This is a genomic window from Rummeliibacillus pycnus (assembly GCF_044359855.1).
Lineage (GTDB): Bacteria > Bacillota > Bacilli > Bacillales_A > Planococcaceae > Rummeliibacillus > Rummeliibacillus pycnus_A.
Genome location: NZ_CP132291.1, coordinates 3,253,292 through 3,272,440 on the forward strand (window position 1 = coordinate 3,253,292; position 19,149 = coordinate 3,272,440).

10 protein-coding genes are annotated in these 19,149 nt (G+C 34.4%); 4 read left to right on the top strand and 6 right to left on the bottom strand.

The features are described 5' to 3' along the window. The first annotated feature begins 380 nt into the window (after window positions 1-380). Together Q8X41_RS15915 and Q8X41_RS15920 are read left to right on the top strand one after the other, a co-directional pair. Window positions 381-1,220, top strand: a complete 840-nt coding sequence (locus Q8X41_RS15915) for an immunoglobulin-like domain-containing protein (protein ID WP_397537219.1) — start codon at window positions 381-383, stop codon at window positions 1,218-1,220. 871 nt (window positions 1,221-2,091) lie between these two features. Beyond that, a complete protein-coding gene (locus Q8X41_RS15920) occupies window positions 2,092-4,956 on the top strand; it encodes an Ig-like domain-containing protein (protein WP_397537220.1) in 2,865 nt (954 codons plus the stop codon). A 505-nt stretch (window positions 4,957-5,461) separates the two neighbouring features. On the opposite strand, the gene Q8X41_RS15925 is transcribed toward Q8X41_RS15920, so the two are convergent. After that, entirely contained in the window at window positions 5,462-6,187 is a 726-nt protein-coding gene (locus Q8X41_RS15925; protein ID WP_397537221.1) for a WecB/TagA/CpsF family glycosyltransferase, read from the bottom strand. Between the two features lie 449 nt (window positions 6,188-6,636). Here Q8X41_RS15925 and Q8X41_RS15930 point away from each other — a divergent pair, with 449 nt between their 5' ends. Further along, window positions 6,637-8,214 (top strand): trypsin-like peptidase domain-containing protein, encoded by a 1,578-nt coding sequence (locus tag Q8X41_RS15930; RefSeq protein ID WP_397537222.1) that lies wholly within the window; start codon window positions 6,637-6,639, stop codon window positions 8,212-8,214. 485 nt (window positions 8,215-8,699) lie between these two features. On the opposite strand, the gene Q8X41_RS15935 is transcribed toward Q8X41_RS15930, so the two are convergent. The 3 genes from Q8X41_RS15935 to Q8X41_RS15945 all read right to left on the bottom strand — a co-directional run bounded on the left by Q8X41_RS15935 (window position 8,700) and on the right by Q8X41_RS15945 (window position 13,351). Next, complete coding sequence (locus Q8X41_RS15935) at window positions 8,700-9,437, bottom strand: C40 family peptidase (RefSeq protein WP_397537223.1); 738 nt, start codon at window positions 9,435-9,437, stop codon at window positions 8,700-8,702. Window positions 9,438-9,838: 401 nt separating this feature from the next. Next, window positions 9,839-11,173 carry a LysM peptidoglycan-binding domain-containing protein gene (locus tag Q8X41_RS15940; RefSeq protein ID WP_397537224.1) on the bottom strand — a complete coding sequence of 445 codons (1,335 nt, stop codon included), beginning with the start codon at window positions 11,171-11,173 and terminating at the stop codon, window positions 9,839-9,841. A gap of 486 nt (window positions 11,174-11,659) precedes the next feature. Beyond that, window positions 11,660-13,351 (bottom strand): methyl-accepting chemotaxis protein, encoded by a 1,692-nt coding sequence (locus Q8X41_RS15945; protein ID WP_397537225.1) that lies wholly within the window; start codon window positions 13,349-13,351, stop codon window positions 11,660-11,662. Window positions 13,352-14,401: 1,050 nt separating this feature from the next. Here Q8X41_RS15945 and Q8X41_RS15950 point away from each other — a divergent pair. Next, on the top strand, window positions 14,402-15,733 hold the full coding sequence (locus Q8X41_RS15950) for an NAD-dependent malic enzyme (RefSeq protein ID WP_397537226.1): 1,332 nt from the start codon (window positions 14,402-14,404) through the stop codon (window positions 15,731-15,733). A gap of 367 nt (window positions 15,734-16,100) precedes the next feature. Here Q8X41_RS15950 and Q8X41_RS15955 read toward each other — a convergent pair. After that, window positions 16,101-17,458, bottom strand: a protein-coding gene (locus Q8X41_RS15955; protein ID WP_397537227.1) for an IS3 family transposase whose coding sequence is annotated in 2 segments (ribosomal slippage) — window positions 16,101-16,984 and window positions 16,984-17,458 — 1,359 coding nt in all. Because the reading frame shifts where the segments join, the coding sequence is not laid out codon by codon here. An 82-nt stretch (window positions 17,459-17,540) separates the two neighbouring features. Further along, window positions 17,541-19,115 (bottom strand): FMN-binding glutamate synthase family protein, encoded by a 1,575-nt coding sequence (locus Q8X41_RS15960; RefSeq protein ID WP_397537228.1) that lies wholly within the window; start codon window positions 19,113-19,115, stop codon window positions 17,541-17,543. Window positions 19,116-19,149 lie beyond the last annotated feature (34 nt).

Below are 19,149 nucleotides of genomic sequence, written 5' to 3' on the forward strand. Positions count from 1 at the left end.
CCTTCTTAAGAACATAATATAGTACGATAACTATTCCTTTCAAATATCAACAATCAAATTTCCCCCCCCTTAAAATAGAGCGGTCCTAACAAGACTGTTAAAATGAAATTTTATTGACATATATATTAGAAATAACGAACTTTTGTAAAGTATTTGAAAAAACCAACCTAGCTTTAAAATTTAAGTTATATAAAAATAATAATAGTAAGTAGTAGTATACATGTATTTAATAAAAAACCGCGTTTTGTAATAATAAAATGATGTTTTATGAGGTATTATTATCCATAAGGATTGCTGATAGGTGGAATATGGAATATTTACATACGAAATGCACTTTAAGGTAATCCTTGTATAGTTCGATATCTAAAGGAGAATGGACAATGAAAAACTACACACAAAAATTAATAAAATCTGCCACTGCATTTGCTTTAGGTGCATCTGTAATTACATCTGCAGTTGTAGCTGTTGATACAACTGCATCTGCAAAAACTTCTTGCAAAGTATCTCATGGCAAACTAGTAAATTCTAAAAGTCATAAGTTGATCGCGGGCTTCAAAACTTATCAATCAGTACTTTATAAAAACGGTAAAAAATTTACTGGTGTTTACAAAGGTAAATACTATAAAGGCGGTACTTTATTTACTGGGGTAGTAACTAAAACTTATTACAAAAAAGGTGTAAAAGCTACAGCTACAGTTAAAGGTGTATACTATAAACAAGGTAAACCATTCACTGGAGATAAACACCATGTATTCTACAAAGAAGGTAAACCATTCACTGGAGAACATCACCATGTGTATTTCGAAAACGGTCAAAAAGTTAACCGCACAATGCCAAATGGTAAATATTATATCAACGGCGTACCTGCAAACGGAATCTACGAAATTAATGGAGTAAAAGTAGAATACAAAAAGGGGAAAGTTGTAACTGATAAAACTTCTCCTGTAATATCTCTTGAAAAAGGGGCTAAAACTGTTTATAAAATTAAGAACGGTGAAGTATTTACAGTACCAACAGCAACTGCAAAAGATCATTTAGGCAATTCTGTTGAAGTGGTTTCTTCAATTATCAATTCAGCAGGCAAAGCTGTTGAAAAAATTGACACAACAGTAGCAGGTACTTACACAATCACTTACACAGCTAAAGATAATTCTTCAAGCAAAGCGACTGCTATTCAAATTTCTGTAGAAGTGAAAAAAGCTACACCGGTTCAAAAATAAAAATCTATTAAAAGAACACCTGATATATTCACTCAATCCATAATTGCTAAACATGTATTTTTTAATCAGAGATAAATAATAACAAATGCATCAAGAAAAAGGCACAAATCTTATAAGAGATTAGTGCCTTTTTGATATGAGTTTTATAGCTTATTTAGCGATTGATTATTCGTAATATATTTATTGAATTATTTTGGACATAGCAATATGGGGGTTACAAATTAACATAATAGGTACAAGGTTGTTTAAAATATTGAATGCATAAGAAATTAAAACTATATAGGGTTTATAAAATGATGACGCAAAATATTTTTATATGACATATCTCCTTAATTTGGATATAAATAAAGTAAAAAACGAACATTTGTCGTAATTTGTCGAATAATATCAGCTATTTTTATGTAAAAAACGAACATTTGATTCATAAGTATTATTTGATTGTTAATGAGAACTATATAAATACCAAATATTTTTAAGTGAAAAATAGTAAAAATACACATACAAAGGGCAGTTTTTATTGTAAATTTTTATAAATTTTTTGTGCAAGGAAGTTTACAATCTATCAAAATATAATTTGACTTATTTTAAGTCTGTAATTATTATCCACATATTTACTTATATTCAAACTTTAATACATATTATTTGGATTAATTGTAATTATAAAAGGTAAAAAATATAAATTTAATAGTAACAATTAATTATTATTCATGTTTTTGATAAAAAAACTGTTAAATTTATTAAAAACACAAAGATTTTATGATAATATAGTCGATAAGGATTACTAAGAGGGTATATATGGAATATCTTCGAGTATGAAATGCACATCGTGGTGATCCAATTATAGTTCATCGGATAAAGGAGAATGGAAAAAATGACAAACCACAAATTAAAATTTGTTAAATCTGCAGCTGCACTAGCTCTAGGTGCTTCTGTAATCACAACAGCAGTAGTTGCTGGTGACACAACAGCATCTGCAAAAACTACTTACAAAGTTTCAAACGGTAAACTTGTAAACGCTAAAACTAAAAAAGCAATCAAAGGTTACAAATCTTACAAATCAGTACTTTACAAAGACGGTAAAAAATTCACTGGTCTTTACAGCAATCGTTATTACAAAAACGGTGTTAAAGCAACTGGCACTTACAAAAACACTTACTATGTAAAAGGTGTTAAAAAAGTAACAACTGGTACATACGCTGGTGCTTACTATGTAAACGGCGTTAAAAAAGTAACAACAGGTACTTACGCAGGTGCTTACTATGTAAACGGCGTTAAAAAAGTAACAACAGGTACTTATAACAATGCTTACTATGTAAAAGGTGTTAAAAAAGTAACAACAGGTACTTACAACAAAGCTTACTATGTAAAAGGTAAAAAAGCCGTTGCAACTGGCCTTTACCAAAGCAAATACTATGTTGATGGTGTACTTAACGTTGGTTTAGCATTATTCGAAGGTAAACTTTACGATGGTGCAGAACAAAACAAAGGCTTAAAAGAATTCAAAGGTAAAACTTACTTCAATGCAGATCTAGCAAACGACACTTACAAAGATGCAAATGGTGTTGAAAAAGCATATGAAAACGGTGTTGAAGTCGGCGCTAAAGTTAAATCTGTAGAAGCGATTAACGGCGCTCAAATTAAAGTTACTTTCAACAAATCAATCGATGAAGATACAATCTCAAATATTACAGTTGCTCCTGTAGGTGGTTCAGCTATTTCTTCTGGTTTAACACTTAAACTTTCTGAAGATAAAAAATCAGTAGTGATTACTAACGCTACAGCATTCACTACTGGTGAATACACAGTAAAAGTTACTGATTCAGTTAAAACAACAGCTGGAGATAAAGTAGAAGCTTCTACTAAGCTTATAAAAGTTGAAGATAAAGTAGCTCCTACATATGTAGGCTTCACTAAAGAAAATGCTTCAACATTCTTATTTAACTTCTCTGAACCAATCAATGACCTTGGCTCTGTAGTTGTTAAAAAAGCAGATGGTACAGTAATTCCAACTACTGATGCTACTGTGACTAAAGATGGTTCAACAATTAAAATAGTACTTTCTTCAAATGTAGAAGCTGGTAAAGATATTACAGTATCATTTGCTGGTCAAACTGACTTTGCTACTAACATTCTTGAAACACCATTCACAGTAACTGTTCAAAAAGGTGCTAAAGACGGTGTAGCTCCAGAAGTTACTAGTGTAACTCCTGTTAATGCTAAAAAATTCGAAATCAAATTCTCTGAAGAAGTTCAAGGATTTACAGCAGCAGATTTAACTGTAGCTGGTTCATCAGTGAAATCAGTAACTCAAGATAAAACTGATAAAACTAAATACATCGTTGAATTAAACTCAGCTGTATCTGGTTTAACTAATGTATCAGTGACAGACAAATCATATGCAGATTTAACTGGTGAAGAAGGTAAAGCATTCAGCCAAATCGTGAACTTTGCTGCTGATACTGTAAAACCAACTGCAACAGCTGCTATTTCTGTAAATAAAGATGGTAACCAAGTATTAACTTTCACTACTAGTGAAGATACTACTTTAGCTGCTACAACAGGTACAATTACACTTCCAGCTAAAGCTGTTAAAAACTTTGTAACTACTACTGGTGACATCACTTTTAATTCTTCAGATTTAAAACCTGTAACTGGTTCTTCAACTCAATATACAGTTGAATTATCTAAAGTTAAATTTGCTGGTGCATCATTAGTTAAAGATACTACTTATACAGTAGACTTAGCTGCTAATGTATTTGCAGATGTTGCTGGAAACAAAAACGAAGCTAAAACAGCTGCATTCTCATTCACTCGTGGTGCAGATAAAGATGCTTCTAAACCTGTTTTAACTGCTGCAAATGTTAATGTTCTAGATAACGATACATTTACAGTAGACTTTGGTACAACTGTAGAATTAGACAACTCAACTGTTGTAAACAAAGGAAACTACTATGTTGCAGGTGCTCAAATTGATTCAGTATCGCTAAATGCAAATGGTGTAGCAACAGTTAAACTTGTATCTGGCTCAAACAACAACACTGGTAACCGTACTGTTAAAGTAACTGGTGTTAAAGCTACAAATGGTAATGTTATGGATGACTTTACTACAACTAAATCATTCAATGAAAACGTAAAACCAACTGTTCAATCTGCAAAAGTTTCTAAGATTGATAAAGCTTCTTCAGCTGTAGTAGCAAAAGACGGTCAAGCTACTGTTGCTGGTACTACAAAAGTTGTAGCAACAAATGCTGCAGCTGCAACATCTACAACAGCTACAACAACTTACACAGTTAATGCAGCTGGTGATAAAGTTTCTGATGGCACAAATGAATTTGCATTAACAACTGGAAACGGTACAATCACTCAAGGTGGTGTAACATTCACAGCAACAGGTTTAGCTGCAAATGAAACTTTCACAATTGCAACAGTTGCTGGTGAACCTGCAAAAAATGCAGACGCTGGTAAAACAACTATTAAAGTAACTTTAAGCGAAGAAGTAAATGCTTTAGCTACTGATTATGTTGTAAACGTTGATGGTAAAAAAGTAGATGGTGTTAAAGCTACAGTAACAGCAACAACTGCTAAATCTAAAGAAGTAACAATTGTTATTGATAAAGAGTTAACTGCTGATGACTTTGCTAAAGGTGTTACTCTAACTTCTGATGATTACAAATTAACTGATGAAGCTGGCAACAAAGCTGATATCTCAGCTGCAGGCATCAAAGTTTCACTTTAATAAATCCCTCCTCTTACCTTATTGGGCGAACGGATTCAAAGACTCCTATCTTCTTCGGAAGATAGGAGTTTTTTTGTTTCATAGCGTTTGGATTCTCTTTTTAAATATATATTATTATTTTGAATTCTAGCTCTCATGTATTTGTGCGTGAGAGCTTTTTAACTTAGGAGGGATGTGCATGAGTGTGAAGACATTAGTTGTTGTAGTACCTACTGGAGTTACAGTTGCAGTTACACCAGATTTTAACGTAGTGGCAGTATAAATATCCGTTAATATTGCTGCAGCATCTTACGGCTACAGCAACATAACAAATGAGGAATGCTGAAATTATTTAGGTATAGAAAATAATTACTATGTTTCAAAACTATTTAGTCATATGAATATAAAAGCTGTAGGCAACACAAGAATTCAAAAATATTAATATGACTATCAGCTACCTTTGTTTAAAAATAAAATGAAGATTTTCCTTAAAAATAAAAGCCAGCTTCATAGCTAGCTTTATAAATTATTTCTTCGATTTTCTTACCTCAAATAAAAATTGCGGGATTTTCAACATACGTTTAAATCTTGTCGGCTGTGTAATTAAGCGGTGGAACCATTCAAGGTTCAGTTTGATAAAGATCTCAGGAGCACGATCCACATTTCCAGACAGTACATCAAGGCTACCTCCGACCCCCATCATGACTGCATTTGAAAATTGATTTCGGTGTTCTGCAATCCACTCTTCTTGTTTTGGAGCACCTGTTGCTACGAAAATAAAATCAGGATTTAAGGCAGCTGCTTTTTTGGCAACTTCATCTCCGTTACCATCTCCACCATAGCCATCAGCAACTCCAACAATTTTAATATGTGGATATAATAAATTCGCCTTTTCAGCTGCTTGTTTAGCGATGCCAGGCTTTCCACCATAAAAGAAGAAGCGGTTATGACCTGCCTTTGCAGTTCTCAAAAAATCATGGACAAGTTCATAACCAGGAATTCGCTCTTTTAATGGTGTACCAAGCATTTTAGAACCGATGACAACACCAATCCCATCTGCAACTACATAATTTGATTCCAATAAACATTTTTCGTAATTTGTATTTTCTTTTGCTAACATAATAATTTCGGGATTCGCTGTGACGATACAAATTGGTTTTTCGGTGATTTGCATCTCATCCACAATATGATCAATAAATTCACTCTTCGTCGTATCTACAACCGGGATCCCTAGTACATCTATCTTCTTCATAATCTAACCTTTCCACGTTCGTATGTTATTTCTTCCTATTATATACTACGGACACATATGTTCAAAATAAGTGATGTAATGAATAGGGCAAACAAATCTTTTGAAAAAGTAATAGTTTATAATATTCCTTTAAAACACAATAGACGAAGTTATTGCAAAAAAAGATTCCTTAAGTAAGCTGCATCACTAGCTAAAAAATGTAGCCAATGCCGAAAAATAATTTAATTAATATCATACATACTTATTACAAAAATGGGGTAGACCATAAAAGGAGAATTTTTCTAAATAAAAATCCATTTTTCTCATTCTATTCTAAGAAATATGTGCTATGATAATCTTTGTGAAAAATTGATAAAGAAGATGATTATTAATGCTTTTTGAAACTTTAGGTTTGATGTATCCGTCTATATATAGTATAGAATTTTTTGAAGATAGGAAGTGGATGTGAAATGACGAATAATCGACGATATCAACCTAAGAAAGCATCCATAAAAAGAATAGCTGTTTCAATTGTTTTGCTCATAGCAGTTATTTCGGGTGCATATATGCTCCTAGCGAAAAACGACAAAGCAGCAACAGATAACAATCACATTAAAGTTCAAAATGTCCATAAAACAACGACGGAAAAACCGACTGAGAAAAAGGATCCTGATAGCAAAAAGGAAACCGATTCTACCGGTTTTAAAGAAGGAACCGTAACAAATGCCATCCAATCGAATAATGATGGAGATACAACAACAAAAGACTCTACAAATGTAATCATGCCGAAAAATGATACATCTGCTATTATTGCGAATGCAAAAACGCAAGTGTATACAGTCTACACAGATTTACAACAAGGCTCAGGGTTTTTATTCGATAAAAAAGGGGACATTATCACAAACGCACACGTTGCAAAAGATGCCTCTTATGTATTTGTAACGAACGAACATGGACAAGAATTCCAAGGGCAAGTCATCGGGATTTCGAAAAAGACGGATGTTGCGTTAATTCGTGTACCTGAACTAGCCGGAAAAGATCCACTTGTTCTAGATACTGCATCTGCAAGAGTGAATACACCAGTTATTGCAATTGGTAGCCCGAATAACAAGGGCGGTACTGCAACTGAAGGTAAAATTACAAGCATTGGTGCAGAATTCACAGATGAATACACTTATAATGGATTGTATGAAATGACGGCACGCTTACATTCAGGCTCAAGTGGTGGCCCGCTTATTAATGCAGAAACAGGTAATGTAATAGGAATTAACTCAATTATACTTACAGATGAACCTGAAATTGGTTATGCAATTCCAATTAGTAAGGTTATGTCACTCATTACAACTTGGTCTAACAAAGATGTTAAAATTAGCATCGAGAAGGATCAAGATTTTGAAGATAATCACAAAGAAGAGGCTTACTTAGGTAAAAAGCTAATAAAAGACTATGTAGATGGTTACTATGAATTGTTCCCATACGCGATCAAAAATAAATCGCAAAGCTATTATGAAACCTATATTATGCCTGGAAGCAGTGCGATTAATACAGCCAAAAAAATGGTTGAAAGTTATTCAACAGATGAGAAGAAATACAAAGATCTGCAACATACAATTGGAAAAATCAATATCTATGACGCGTATGCAACTGTAGAAGTCAATTCAACATTTGTATATACAGATAAGAAAACGAAGCAAGAACATAAACTAAAAGAAACAATTGTATACACAGTTGTGATTGATGATTATGGTGACTATCAATTTACGAAGATAGATGTTACAAACTCATCTGACTCAGCTGATGATAACCAGCCAACGAATACGGAACCAGGGTCAACAAATGCAGAAACAGAATCAACAAACAGTTCGAATAATAAAGATGGAAGTCAAAGTACAACAACCGAAGAAGATCCATCAACTATAGATAAACAAAGTGTTAATTCTAATGTAAATACGGATGCAACTACAGATTCAGTTAACGATAATACAGACAGCAAAAATAAGACTGAAGATAATCCATCTGCTGCAACTGATCCACAAAAACTTCAATAATAACAAACAACAAAGAAAACACCCGGTCAATGAACTACAATTCACGGCCGGGTGTTTTTATAATTTGTAGAATAGTGAGGCGTGTAAAAACACATCTAATTAGATGTTTGCTCAGCAATATACATATAAATGGTGGGATATTAGAAACAAACGATGTAGAGCTTCATCAGTGGCTAGTAAAGTGAAAGGTAACCAACTAAAGTAGCTGGAAGAGCAAAATTTTGGGTAAAGGGATAATCGGAAGTATAGAATATTGCATCTTGTTTCATTTTTTTACATACTAGAATAAAAAAATAGTAAGAGAGAGTAAGTGTACAGATTATCGATGCGTAGAAAACGGTTTTTATATTCGGAGGAAAGTGTATGTGATTTAGAAGATAAATAGGGTACATAGAAAAAACCTAAGTAAATGACTTTGGAGAAGAAGCCATTTACTTAGGTTTTTGATTTATTGTTTTATGAATAGTTGAGTGTAGAGTATTTGATTAACGTACTGTACCGTAACTGTGTACGTAGTATTTCCAGTAAGTACTCATAGTTTGGAATTGAACGTGATCACCTGCAGCGTGAACTAACATCCCATTACCAGCATAAATAGCAACGTGCGTAATTGCACCGCCACCAACGTTGAAGAATACTAAGTCGCCTGGTTGTGGGTCATTAGTATATTTAACAGCTGCACGTTGTGCTCGGCTTGTACGTGGTAAAGAGATACCGTGTTTAGCGTAAACATAGCGAGTGAAACCACTGCAATCAAAACCAGAAGGGGTTGTACCACCATATACATAAGGAATACCAAGGTAGTTTTTAGCAGTGCTTACGATATCACTCGTTTCAGTACTTTCAGATGTTTTCTTAACGCCAGAACCTTTTTTTAGATATGCAGCTGACATCCAACCTGTTTTACCGTTAACAGTCACTTTAAACCAAGTTTTGCCACCAGCAAATTTTTTGTATTTTGCATTTACAGTTGTGTTTTTGCTAATATATGCTAATGCTTTTGAACTTGTAGTAGAATCAGCACGTAAAGTTAGTGAACTAGCAGTAACGTGATATTTTCCACTAATTTGTGTTGCTTGTGAATCAGCTACCGTTGTAACTTCAGTTTTTTCAGTAACTCCAGGTGTTGCTTCGTTGTTTTCTGCAGCTTTCACATGTCCAAAGCTAATTGTTAATGCTAGTGCACTTGATGCGATTGCTGTAAATAATGCTTTCTTATTCATCAAATTCCCCCAACTATTCTCAAATATTTTGTATATATAGTATTAAACGATTGTTTTAGTATTTGTAATGTTTACAAGTATAACTTTATAAAAAATCTGATAAAAAGACAATGCAATTTCGTTTACAGTTATATTACAGTTATGTAACAAATGGCATAGATTACGACTTTAATTGAGTATATTAAACCCAAATAGTAGTATTTTCTTTCAAATAAAACATTCATTTGCATAAAATCAGAGAGAATATGACGTAATTTGAAAGGTAGGATATTTATATCAATGCCATTTTATTAGGATAGTATCTATGTAGTTTTGTAATATTACATATTGTTACAAAAGAAAAAGGCCTTGCCAAGAATGGTTGGCAAGGTCTCTGGATCGTTACATTGATACATCTTTAATTAGTATGTTAGATCATAGAATCGTTTATAACTATCAAAATGGCTTTTCCAGTAGGAATCGTTAACAGAAGAAACCTGTACATAATCGCCACCTGCGTGAACAAATTGACCGTTTCCTAAATAGATTCCCAAATGTGAAATCCCTTTTTTATACGTATCTTTAAAGAATACTAAATCACCAGCTTTTGGTGATGAAACGTAGTATGATCGTGCTTCGTAATCAGCAGCGCTTGTTCGCCCAATATTGCTATATCCTGAGTGACTGTATACATAGTAGATAAAGCCGCTGCAATCAAATCCACTAGGAGAAGATCCACCCCAAACATATGGTACCCCTTGAAATGAAAGAGCTAGATTCAAAGCTTCTTTTACTACTTTTGAAGAACCTTGCCCTACATTGTTTGGATTTGAAACAGATGTCGTATTTTCCTTTTGTTGTTGACTAGTTGATCCACTCTTTTTGACAGATAATACTTGTCCTACACGGATAATATCAGATGTTAAGCCATTCCATGATTTTAATTGTGTAATTGTAATTCCGTAGTGATTTGCAATGATCGATAGTGTATCACCAGCAATTACAGTATGTTTTGTAGCTTTTGAAGGAGCTGGTGCTGTTGTTTTATTTGTTGAACTTGTATTATTTGCACTATTAGAATTAGAGTTCAAACTACTTCCGGGAATCTTCAATGATTGTCCAACATATATTGAATCGCTTTTAAGATTATTACTTTTTTGAATTGAAGCAACAGTTACATTAAATTTAGCAGCAATTTTTGCTAAATAATCACCGGATTTCACTTTATATGTAGTAGTGGTTGTTTTTTTGGTAGTGCTATTTTTGTTTGTACTTTTGTTTGTATTTCGTGTGTCAGTAGTACTAGCAACTTTTACGGTTGAAGTACCAGGGATTTTCAAAGTTTGCCCTACATAAATCATATCATCTGCAAGATGATTTTCTTTCATAAGCGATGATATTGGAATATTATGATATGCAGCAATTTTTGCTAAATAATCACCCGATTTTACTTTGTAAGTTCTAGACTGTTTTGTAGTAGTGGTTGTTTTTTTTGTAACAGAAGCAGTACTCACTTTTGTAATAGACTTACTGTTTGTTTTAATATTTTGTCCAACATAAATCATATCGGAAGTAAGATTGTTCGATTTTTTTAGCTGGCTTACAGTTGTATTATATTTTTGTGCAATCACATATAAAGAATCGCCGTTTTTGACCTTATATGTATTGGTGCTTGCTTCTGCATCATGTGCGTTAACAACCAGTGTAGCAGCACCTACAGCACCTACTGCTAAAACAGAGTATAAAGCTTGTTTCACAAAAATCACTCCTTTTTTGTTGGATAATAGCGTACGAATGTCGTTAACTTCATTGTAGATAAAAACTAAAATTAAAACAATCTACTTAAAAAAAAGGGTAAATTTGATAGATTAGTAATCGTATGATTTTATTTAAATAATCGAATGATTATAACTAAAGAACTAATGATATTGCAAATAAATATATAAAATCCTTGTTAATTGTATAAAAATAGAAAATTTAATATGCAAAAAGAGCGCAATTATTGTTAAAAATTGTGCTCTTTTTGTAAAATATTATCCCGCATTAGCGAGCAGTAATACCCCCACCTCAAAGATTAAGAGAGAAGCAAGAAGGTAGGAGGGGGATAACTGCCCGTAAAATCCCGATTGGTTCGGTCCAACAGGATGTTGGACACTCAGTTGTTGCCACAGGACGTGGCGAAATTAAACTGAGTTCTTTTTTAGTGGGGATGAAGAAAACCCCCCACTGATGGAATTTTCACTTTATAATTTGAATACTTGAATACTATTGCTTAATGACTCAGCCATTTTACTTAATTCTTCAGTAGATGCTGTAATTTCTTCCAGTATTGCATATTGTTCTTCAGAAAGACTAGCAATATGTTGTGTTTTGTCAGTTGTATCTTGTGAAATGGTATTTACGTGATCAAGTGAAGCCACAGTTTCTTGAGATGCTACAGCCATAGCTTCCGTTACATTCGATACTTCTTGAATTTCATTTGAAAGTGATAAAGAAGTCTCGTAAATCTCTTTGAATGCAGATCCTGTAATTCGAATACTTTCATATCCAAGTTGGGCTTTCTCGTTTACATTTTCCATTTGCTCTACAGTATTCTTCATATTTTGATGAATATGCTCAGTTGTTTGACGTATTTCGTTTGCTGAACGTGCGGACTCTTCAGCTAATTTCCGTACTTCATCAGCAACAACTGCAAATCCTTTTCCGTGTTCACCAGCACGTGCAGCTTCAATAGCTGCATTTAGTGCAAGTAAATTTGTTTGTTCAGAGATTTCCGTGATAGCAGTTACCATTGTGTTTATCTTTTGAGAACTATTTGCTAATTCCAAAAGAGAGGTTTGGGTTTCTACTATCGAACCTTGGATTGCTTTAACATGCTTCACGGAAGTTTCAAGATTTGTGCCACCTGAAACGGTTTTTTCGGTTGCTGTTGCCGCAGATCGAGCTACTGATGCTGCTGATGCTGCGACAGATTGGATTTGACTAGCAACAAGATTCATTGAATTTGTCCCATTAGAAACATATTGCATTTGCACATTCGTATCATGTGCAAGTTGATCAATTTCTTCACTTACTTGTTTAGTAGCAGCATTTGTTTGATCTGTACTTGCATAAAGCTCCTCGGAAGCAGCGGCTAAATGCTCACTTGTATGAGTTACAGTTGTAATCATTTTCTTTAAATTACTGAACATATGATTAAATGCTTCTGCTAGTTGACCAATTTCATCTTTAGAACGATGTTTTAATAAATCTAATGTTAAGTTTCCTTCTGCTATTTCTGTTGCAAAATGGGTCATACTGTATAGTGGACGAATTTTTCTAGATAAAAGAATAAGAATTGTCATAAAATTTATAAGTAAAAGCATAAGCAATATGACCATGATCCATACGCTTACTTTGACTTGTGAGTTTGCTTGCTCTACTTGATTGCTTGTCCAAGCGGAAAGCTTATTATCAAAAGAGGCAATGGTGTTACTAACATTATCTTTAAGTAAACTATATTCTGTTCCATAGAGTGTTTTTTTCGCTTTGTCATATTCACCTTTTTTAATGAGGGCAATAGTTTCTTCTTCTATTGGTTTTAGATGGGTAGACTGTTGAAGCGCATATTCAGCAAGTGCTAACGTATCTTCAGGTAAGTGGTCACGCTTAAGCTGCTTGATTGTTTTATCGGTGTCAAGTGATTGCTGATCCTCATCCTCATAAGCCTTTAAAAAGCGATCTGAACCCGATTCAGCGTATGTGCGAATATTAGAAGATTTGGTTTCGATATTTTTCATCAGACGCACACCGATAGATCCATCTTGTTTATCAATTTTTAAGGCGTTGGATTGTTCGGATATACTTTTCGTCAAATACCCAATACTTAAACCATTTAGCACAAGAAGTACAATGGCAATAATGATTGAGTATTTTATCATGCTACTTATTTTCATGCTCCCACTCCTTTATAAAAGTAATATGTAGATATTGTTATACAGTACTTATTGATTACTTATTACATTAATCCTTGAGGTTAATATTTATTATAAAATATTCCATATAAATAGTATAAAGGCAACCAATTGATATTAAAACATAATTTTCAGAATATTTAATCGTATAGTTTGAAACACTAAAAATAGTATGGATCATAAAGAAAATTGAGTTATCACAGAGGAATGTATATAGATATAAAACTTTGAGTTAAAAGTCATCATATTGCTACTAGAAGATGCCAAAATATTTTGATTAGATTATGGGAAGAATATTAGGTAGTGATGGGAATATGTAATTGAGACTATATAAATTAATTGTAAATGGAAATAGGGACATGGGTGTTAAGTATAAAAAGGAAATATGGTGTTTTAGGGCACAACAAAGAACCGCTAACAAAGGCGGCTAGCGGTCTCTGTAGAGCTGAGGAGGTTAATTATTCCGAGTTGCAAAGAGAATATATTTCAATGTTGAAATAAACGATTAGTAATAGGAAGTGAATAGAAAAAACATAAAAATTTCCATAAATTGATTCATAATCCACTATAACTCAAGCATACCCGAAAAAAGAAAATTTAAAACAAAGATAGGTGAATCAATTTCATAAAGCAAAGCTCTTATAAAATATACGACATAATGATAGCCAATTTTGTTCATTGCAACGCTTTCGACGGTGAGACCTCGAAAATGCATTCGCATTTCCATCGTGCGATATTATTTCATTAAGGTTATTCAGAGTCCTACGGGAAAAGTTTGAGTTGAAAGCCCTTTCTGTAGAGGAACATCCAAATCTGAATAGTGAAAAGTTAATGTCTTGAAATATTTGTATTTAAAAATAAAAAATAGATTAATGAAATTAATGCAGGTGTATATTTTACAGATAATTATGACTTTCCGCCCCCCTTTTATTATAAATATTTACCTTTATAGTGCATAGTAGTAGAATGAAATTCAAATGGTCACAGAAAAGTCATAATTATCAAAGATAAAGCCAGGACGGAGGAAAATGAATGTCTACTCAAAGTATCATGCGCAATTTAATAGTAGAAACACCATCAAAGCCAGGGAATTTAGCTAAAGTCGCTAAAGCAATAGGTGATCAAGGTGGCGATATCGGTGATATTAAGACACTAAAGATTGGAACATTATCTACGGTTCGAGACGTTACTTGTACTTGTGAGAACCTTGCTCAATTAGAAGATATCGTTAAAGCTATTAATGAACTTGAATATATTACTGTTCGTGCTGTTTCAGATGATGTCATGAAAGCACATGAAGGCGGAAAAATACATATGACTAGAAAAATCGATGTTCGTTCGTTGAGTGATTTACGTCGTATTTATACACCAGGTGTAGCGAGTGTTTGCCAAGAAATCCAGCGTTCCCCAGAAAAAGCACATTATTTTACAAGTATCGGGAATACAGTGGCGATTGTAACAGATGGTACGGCCATCCTTGGTTTAGGCAACATTGGTTCAGTAGCTGGTATGCCAGTAATGGAAGGGAAAGCAGTATTATTCGACCAATTTGCTGAAATTAGCGGTGTTCCAATTTTGCTAGATACAAGTAATCCAGATGAAGTAGTGGAAACAGTGAAACATATAGCTCAAGGTTTCGGTGGCATCTTATTAGAAGATATTGGATCTCCCCATTGTTTCGAAATTGAAGACCGTTTGACAAAAGAATTGCAAATCCCGGTTATGCATGATGATCAGCATGGTACAGCAGTTGTAACGTTGGCGGCAGCTTTATCAGCATGCCGTTACGCTGGGGTAGATATAAAACATGCTGTTGTTGGTCAAATCGGTCTTGGTGCAGCGGGTCTTGCGATTAGCCGAATGTTGTTAGAATATGGAGTAAAAGAAGTATGCGGCAGCGACTTGCAAGAAAGCGCTCTTGTACGATTAAGAAGCTTTGGCGGCACAGTCATGAACTCCATTGAAGAATTAATGGAACACTGTGACATCGTAATTGCTACTACAGGTGTAAAAGGTCTGATAAAACCTGAAATGATTCGCAAAGGACAAATTATCCTAGCGTTATCAAATCCATACCCAGAAATTACACCTGAAGATGCACTTAAAGCTGGAGCAGCCTATGCAGCAGATGGCCGCCTTGTTAACAACGTACTTGGTTTCCCGGGTATTTTCCGTGGTGCATTAAACGCAAATGCAAAAAGAATCACATATCCAATGCTATTAGCCGCAGCAAATGCAATAGTGGATGCAACACATAACGGTGATCTCGTTCCACACCCACTTGATCCAAACGTCCACAAATCAGTAGCAAAAGCAGTCGAACGCATTGCACTGAAAGAGCTAAGTCAGGAAACAATATTATAGAAGAAAGTATTGGAAAGGACTGCTAAGAGCGGTCTTTTTTTGTTTTGTCCATTGTGCTCAAAGGAGGATTAATTGAGCGAGTTAGGAGATGAAGTGGTGACATGGTGATGTAAAATGTTGTGAATGCAAATACAATTCAAAAAGTAGCATAGCAAGTAAATTGATTAATATCGAAAGTAAATGACGGGGAGTCGCAAGTAAGTTGACAAGGTTCGCAAGTAAATTTCACCAGCAAATTAATCGAATCTAAGAAAGTAAATTTCACTAGCAAATCAACCATCTAAAAATCACTCCAAATCTGTGCAAATTAAAAAAACCCCCTTTAATACAAGGGGGTGAACTGATCCAATAAAGTTAGACAAATAGTTTAGGCAGCTTCTAAGACCTGAGTTCGATATTCTACTGGACTTAGGTCTATTAATTTTGCCTTCATTCGTTTGTGATTATAATACTCGATATAATCATGTAGTTCTTGTTCAAAATGTTCCATACTCTCAAAATCCTGAAGATAAAGAAGTTCAGATTTTAACAAGCCAAAGAAATTTTCAATGACGGCGTTATCTAAACAGTTGCCCTTACGGGACATACTCTGCGTAATGTGGTGTTCTTGTAGGGTCTTCTGATACTTCTTCATTTGGTAATGCCATCCGGAATGTAGAATTACTTGATCTCCTGGTTGAAGACGATTAATAGCTTGATCTAACATCTCTCCAACAAGTCGATAAACAGGACGGCTCATCACTTTATACGCAATGATTTCACCATTACACAAATCTAACACAGGTGATAAATAACGTTTCTCTCCGAATAGATGAAATTCCGTAACGTCTGTTACCCATTTTTCATTCATTTTCTTTGCCTTAAAATCACGTTGTAATAGATTTGGTGCGATTCGACCAACGGTCCCTTTGTAAGAACGATATTTCTTTATACGTACAAGACATTTTAAGCCCATCTGATTCATTAGACTATTAATTGTTTTAGGATCGTGAGTATAACCATATTTCTTCAATTCTTTAGCTATACGACGGTAACCATAACGACCTTTATGTTCGTGGTAAATCATTTTAATTGCTTCTTTTACTTGTCCGTATTTATCAGTTTGATCTAATCGATTTTCCCAATAATAATACGTACTACGGGGAATGCCAGCGACTTTAACCAACTCCACAACGTCATATTTATGCTTTAGTTCAACTATTACTTGCGCTTTGATTTTGTTTGTAATTTTTCTTGCATTTGAACTAAAGTATTTAACTTTTTTAAGTAGGCGTTCTCCATTTCTAAACGCTTTATCTTTGCTTGTAAAGCCTCTAGCGAGCCTTCATCTGATACTACAACTTTTGATTGCATCTTATTCGATTCTTTTTTCATTGGAGGGCGCCCCTTTTTCTTTGGTTCTAGCGCATCCAGCCCCTGTGTTTTTAATAACCATTCCCATTTATAAACTGTACTTGGAGAAGAAATATTAAAATTACTCGCTGTTTCTCGAAGAGAAGCGCCTGTTTCGTTCATAAAATTAAGTACGTCTAGTTTAAACTGAACAGAGTAAGCTGTATAGTCTTTTTCAAAACCATTCATTCCTTGGGCCTCAAATAATTTTACCCAGTTGATAACTTGAGATTTGGTTGAACCAATACTTTCTGCAATCTTTTTATAACTTTCAGTTCCATTTAAATAACGTTTCACTGCGTTTAATTTTGTCTCCATTGTAAATTTAGTCATAAAAACACCCCGTAAATGTTAGTTAGTGTCTAACATTTACGGGGCAGTTCAGGGGACACGCTTTTTCTATTATTCTATTTATCTACTTTGCTTTCAAATTCTCAACGGTAAACACTCGGCCGTAGTCATCTTTGTAGACGATATGTTCGCTGTTGAATTTTGTTGGGGAATCAAGTCCAGCAGCAGCTGCTACTCGGAAAAGTCCCTCACGCATTGTGATAATGTAGTTGGTTACACGATATTTTTTCTCTTCAACAATTAGACCGTTTTGTAATTTTGGATCCGTTGTTGCAACACCTGCTGGGCACTCATTAGTATGACAACGTTGAGCCATAATACATCCAACGGAAATCATGAAGCCACGTGCAACATTGATAAGGTCAGCACCTAAGCCAAGAATAACAGCTGCTCGGTCTGATGTAATGATTTTACCTGATGCGATAATTTTAACGCGATCGCGAACGTCGTGTTTTACAAGAGCATCATGTAAAAGGACAAGACCTGAGTGAATAGGAAGACCAACACTATCTGCTAAGTCTTGGAATGTCGCACCTGTACCACCTTCAGCACCATCAATTGTGATAAAGTCTGGCCCTTTGCCAGTTTCTTTCATATATGAAGCAAGTTTTTCTGCATCTTCAGGGCTACCGATTACAATTTTAATACCAACTGGTAGTCCACCAGCTTCGCGAATTTTATCAATAAACTCAAATAATGATGGTAAATCATCAAATTGACGGAAGCGGTTTGGACTATTGATTGTTTTATGTGGTTCTACATTACGGATTTTTGCAATTTCTTCAGTTACTTTATCTGCTTCAACATGTCCACCACGAGTTTTTGCACCTTGGGCAAGTTTTAATTCGAAAGCTTTTACTTGTGGTATAGCAGCTTTTTCTTTTAACAATTCAAAACTAAATTCGCCTTCTTTTGTACGATATCCAAATAAACCTGAACCAATTTGCGCGATTAAATCAGCACCACCAGCTAAATGGTGGTCTGAAACACCACCTTCACCAGTGTTCATCCATGAACCTTTAGCCATGCTAATACCTTTAGATAAAGCTGAAATGGCATTTTTACCTAATGCACCGTAACTCATTGCTGATTGTCCTACTAAACTACGAACGTGGAATGGTTCGCGACAATTTTGACCAATTACAACTGCATCTTCTTCTGGTAATAACCAAGGTTTGACGGTTACTTTTTCATTATGTTCTTTACGGTTGAACAATCCATCAGAATCAATCACGTATTTTTGTGTTTCAACCGTTTGACTTTGGTCGACACGCATTTCATCTACTTGTTTAGTGAACATAGCGTTACGAATGTAGAATCCTGCTTCTTCAAAATTACGTTTTGAGCCAAATCCAATGACATTTCCTAAGTATTTCCCAGGTAATACGACATGTAAAAACTCTTCACGACTAAAAGGTTTCCCTTTATGGTCATCGTCGAACAGATATTGTCGAAGTTCCGGTCCGATTTTTTCTGTAATATAGCGCATTCTACCAAGAACCGGGAAGTTTCGTAGAATTGCATGTTGTTTTTGGTTTCGATCCATAAAATATAAAACTAAGAATGTAATACCAGGTATTACAACAAAAATAGCAATTAGTATAAGTAATAGTAAGAAGATTATCTTAAAGCCTTCCATAATAGCCACCCTTTTAATATTTGTGTCGAATTCG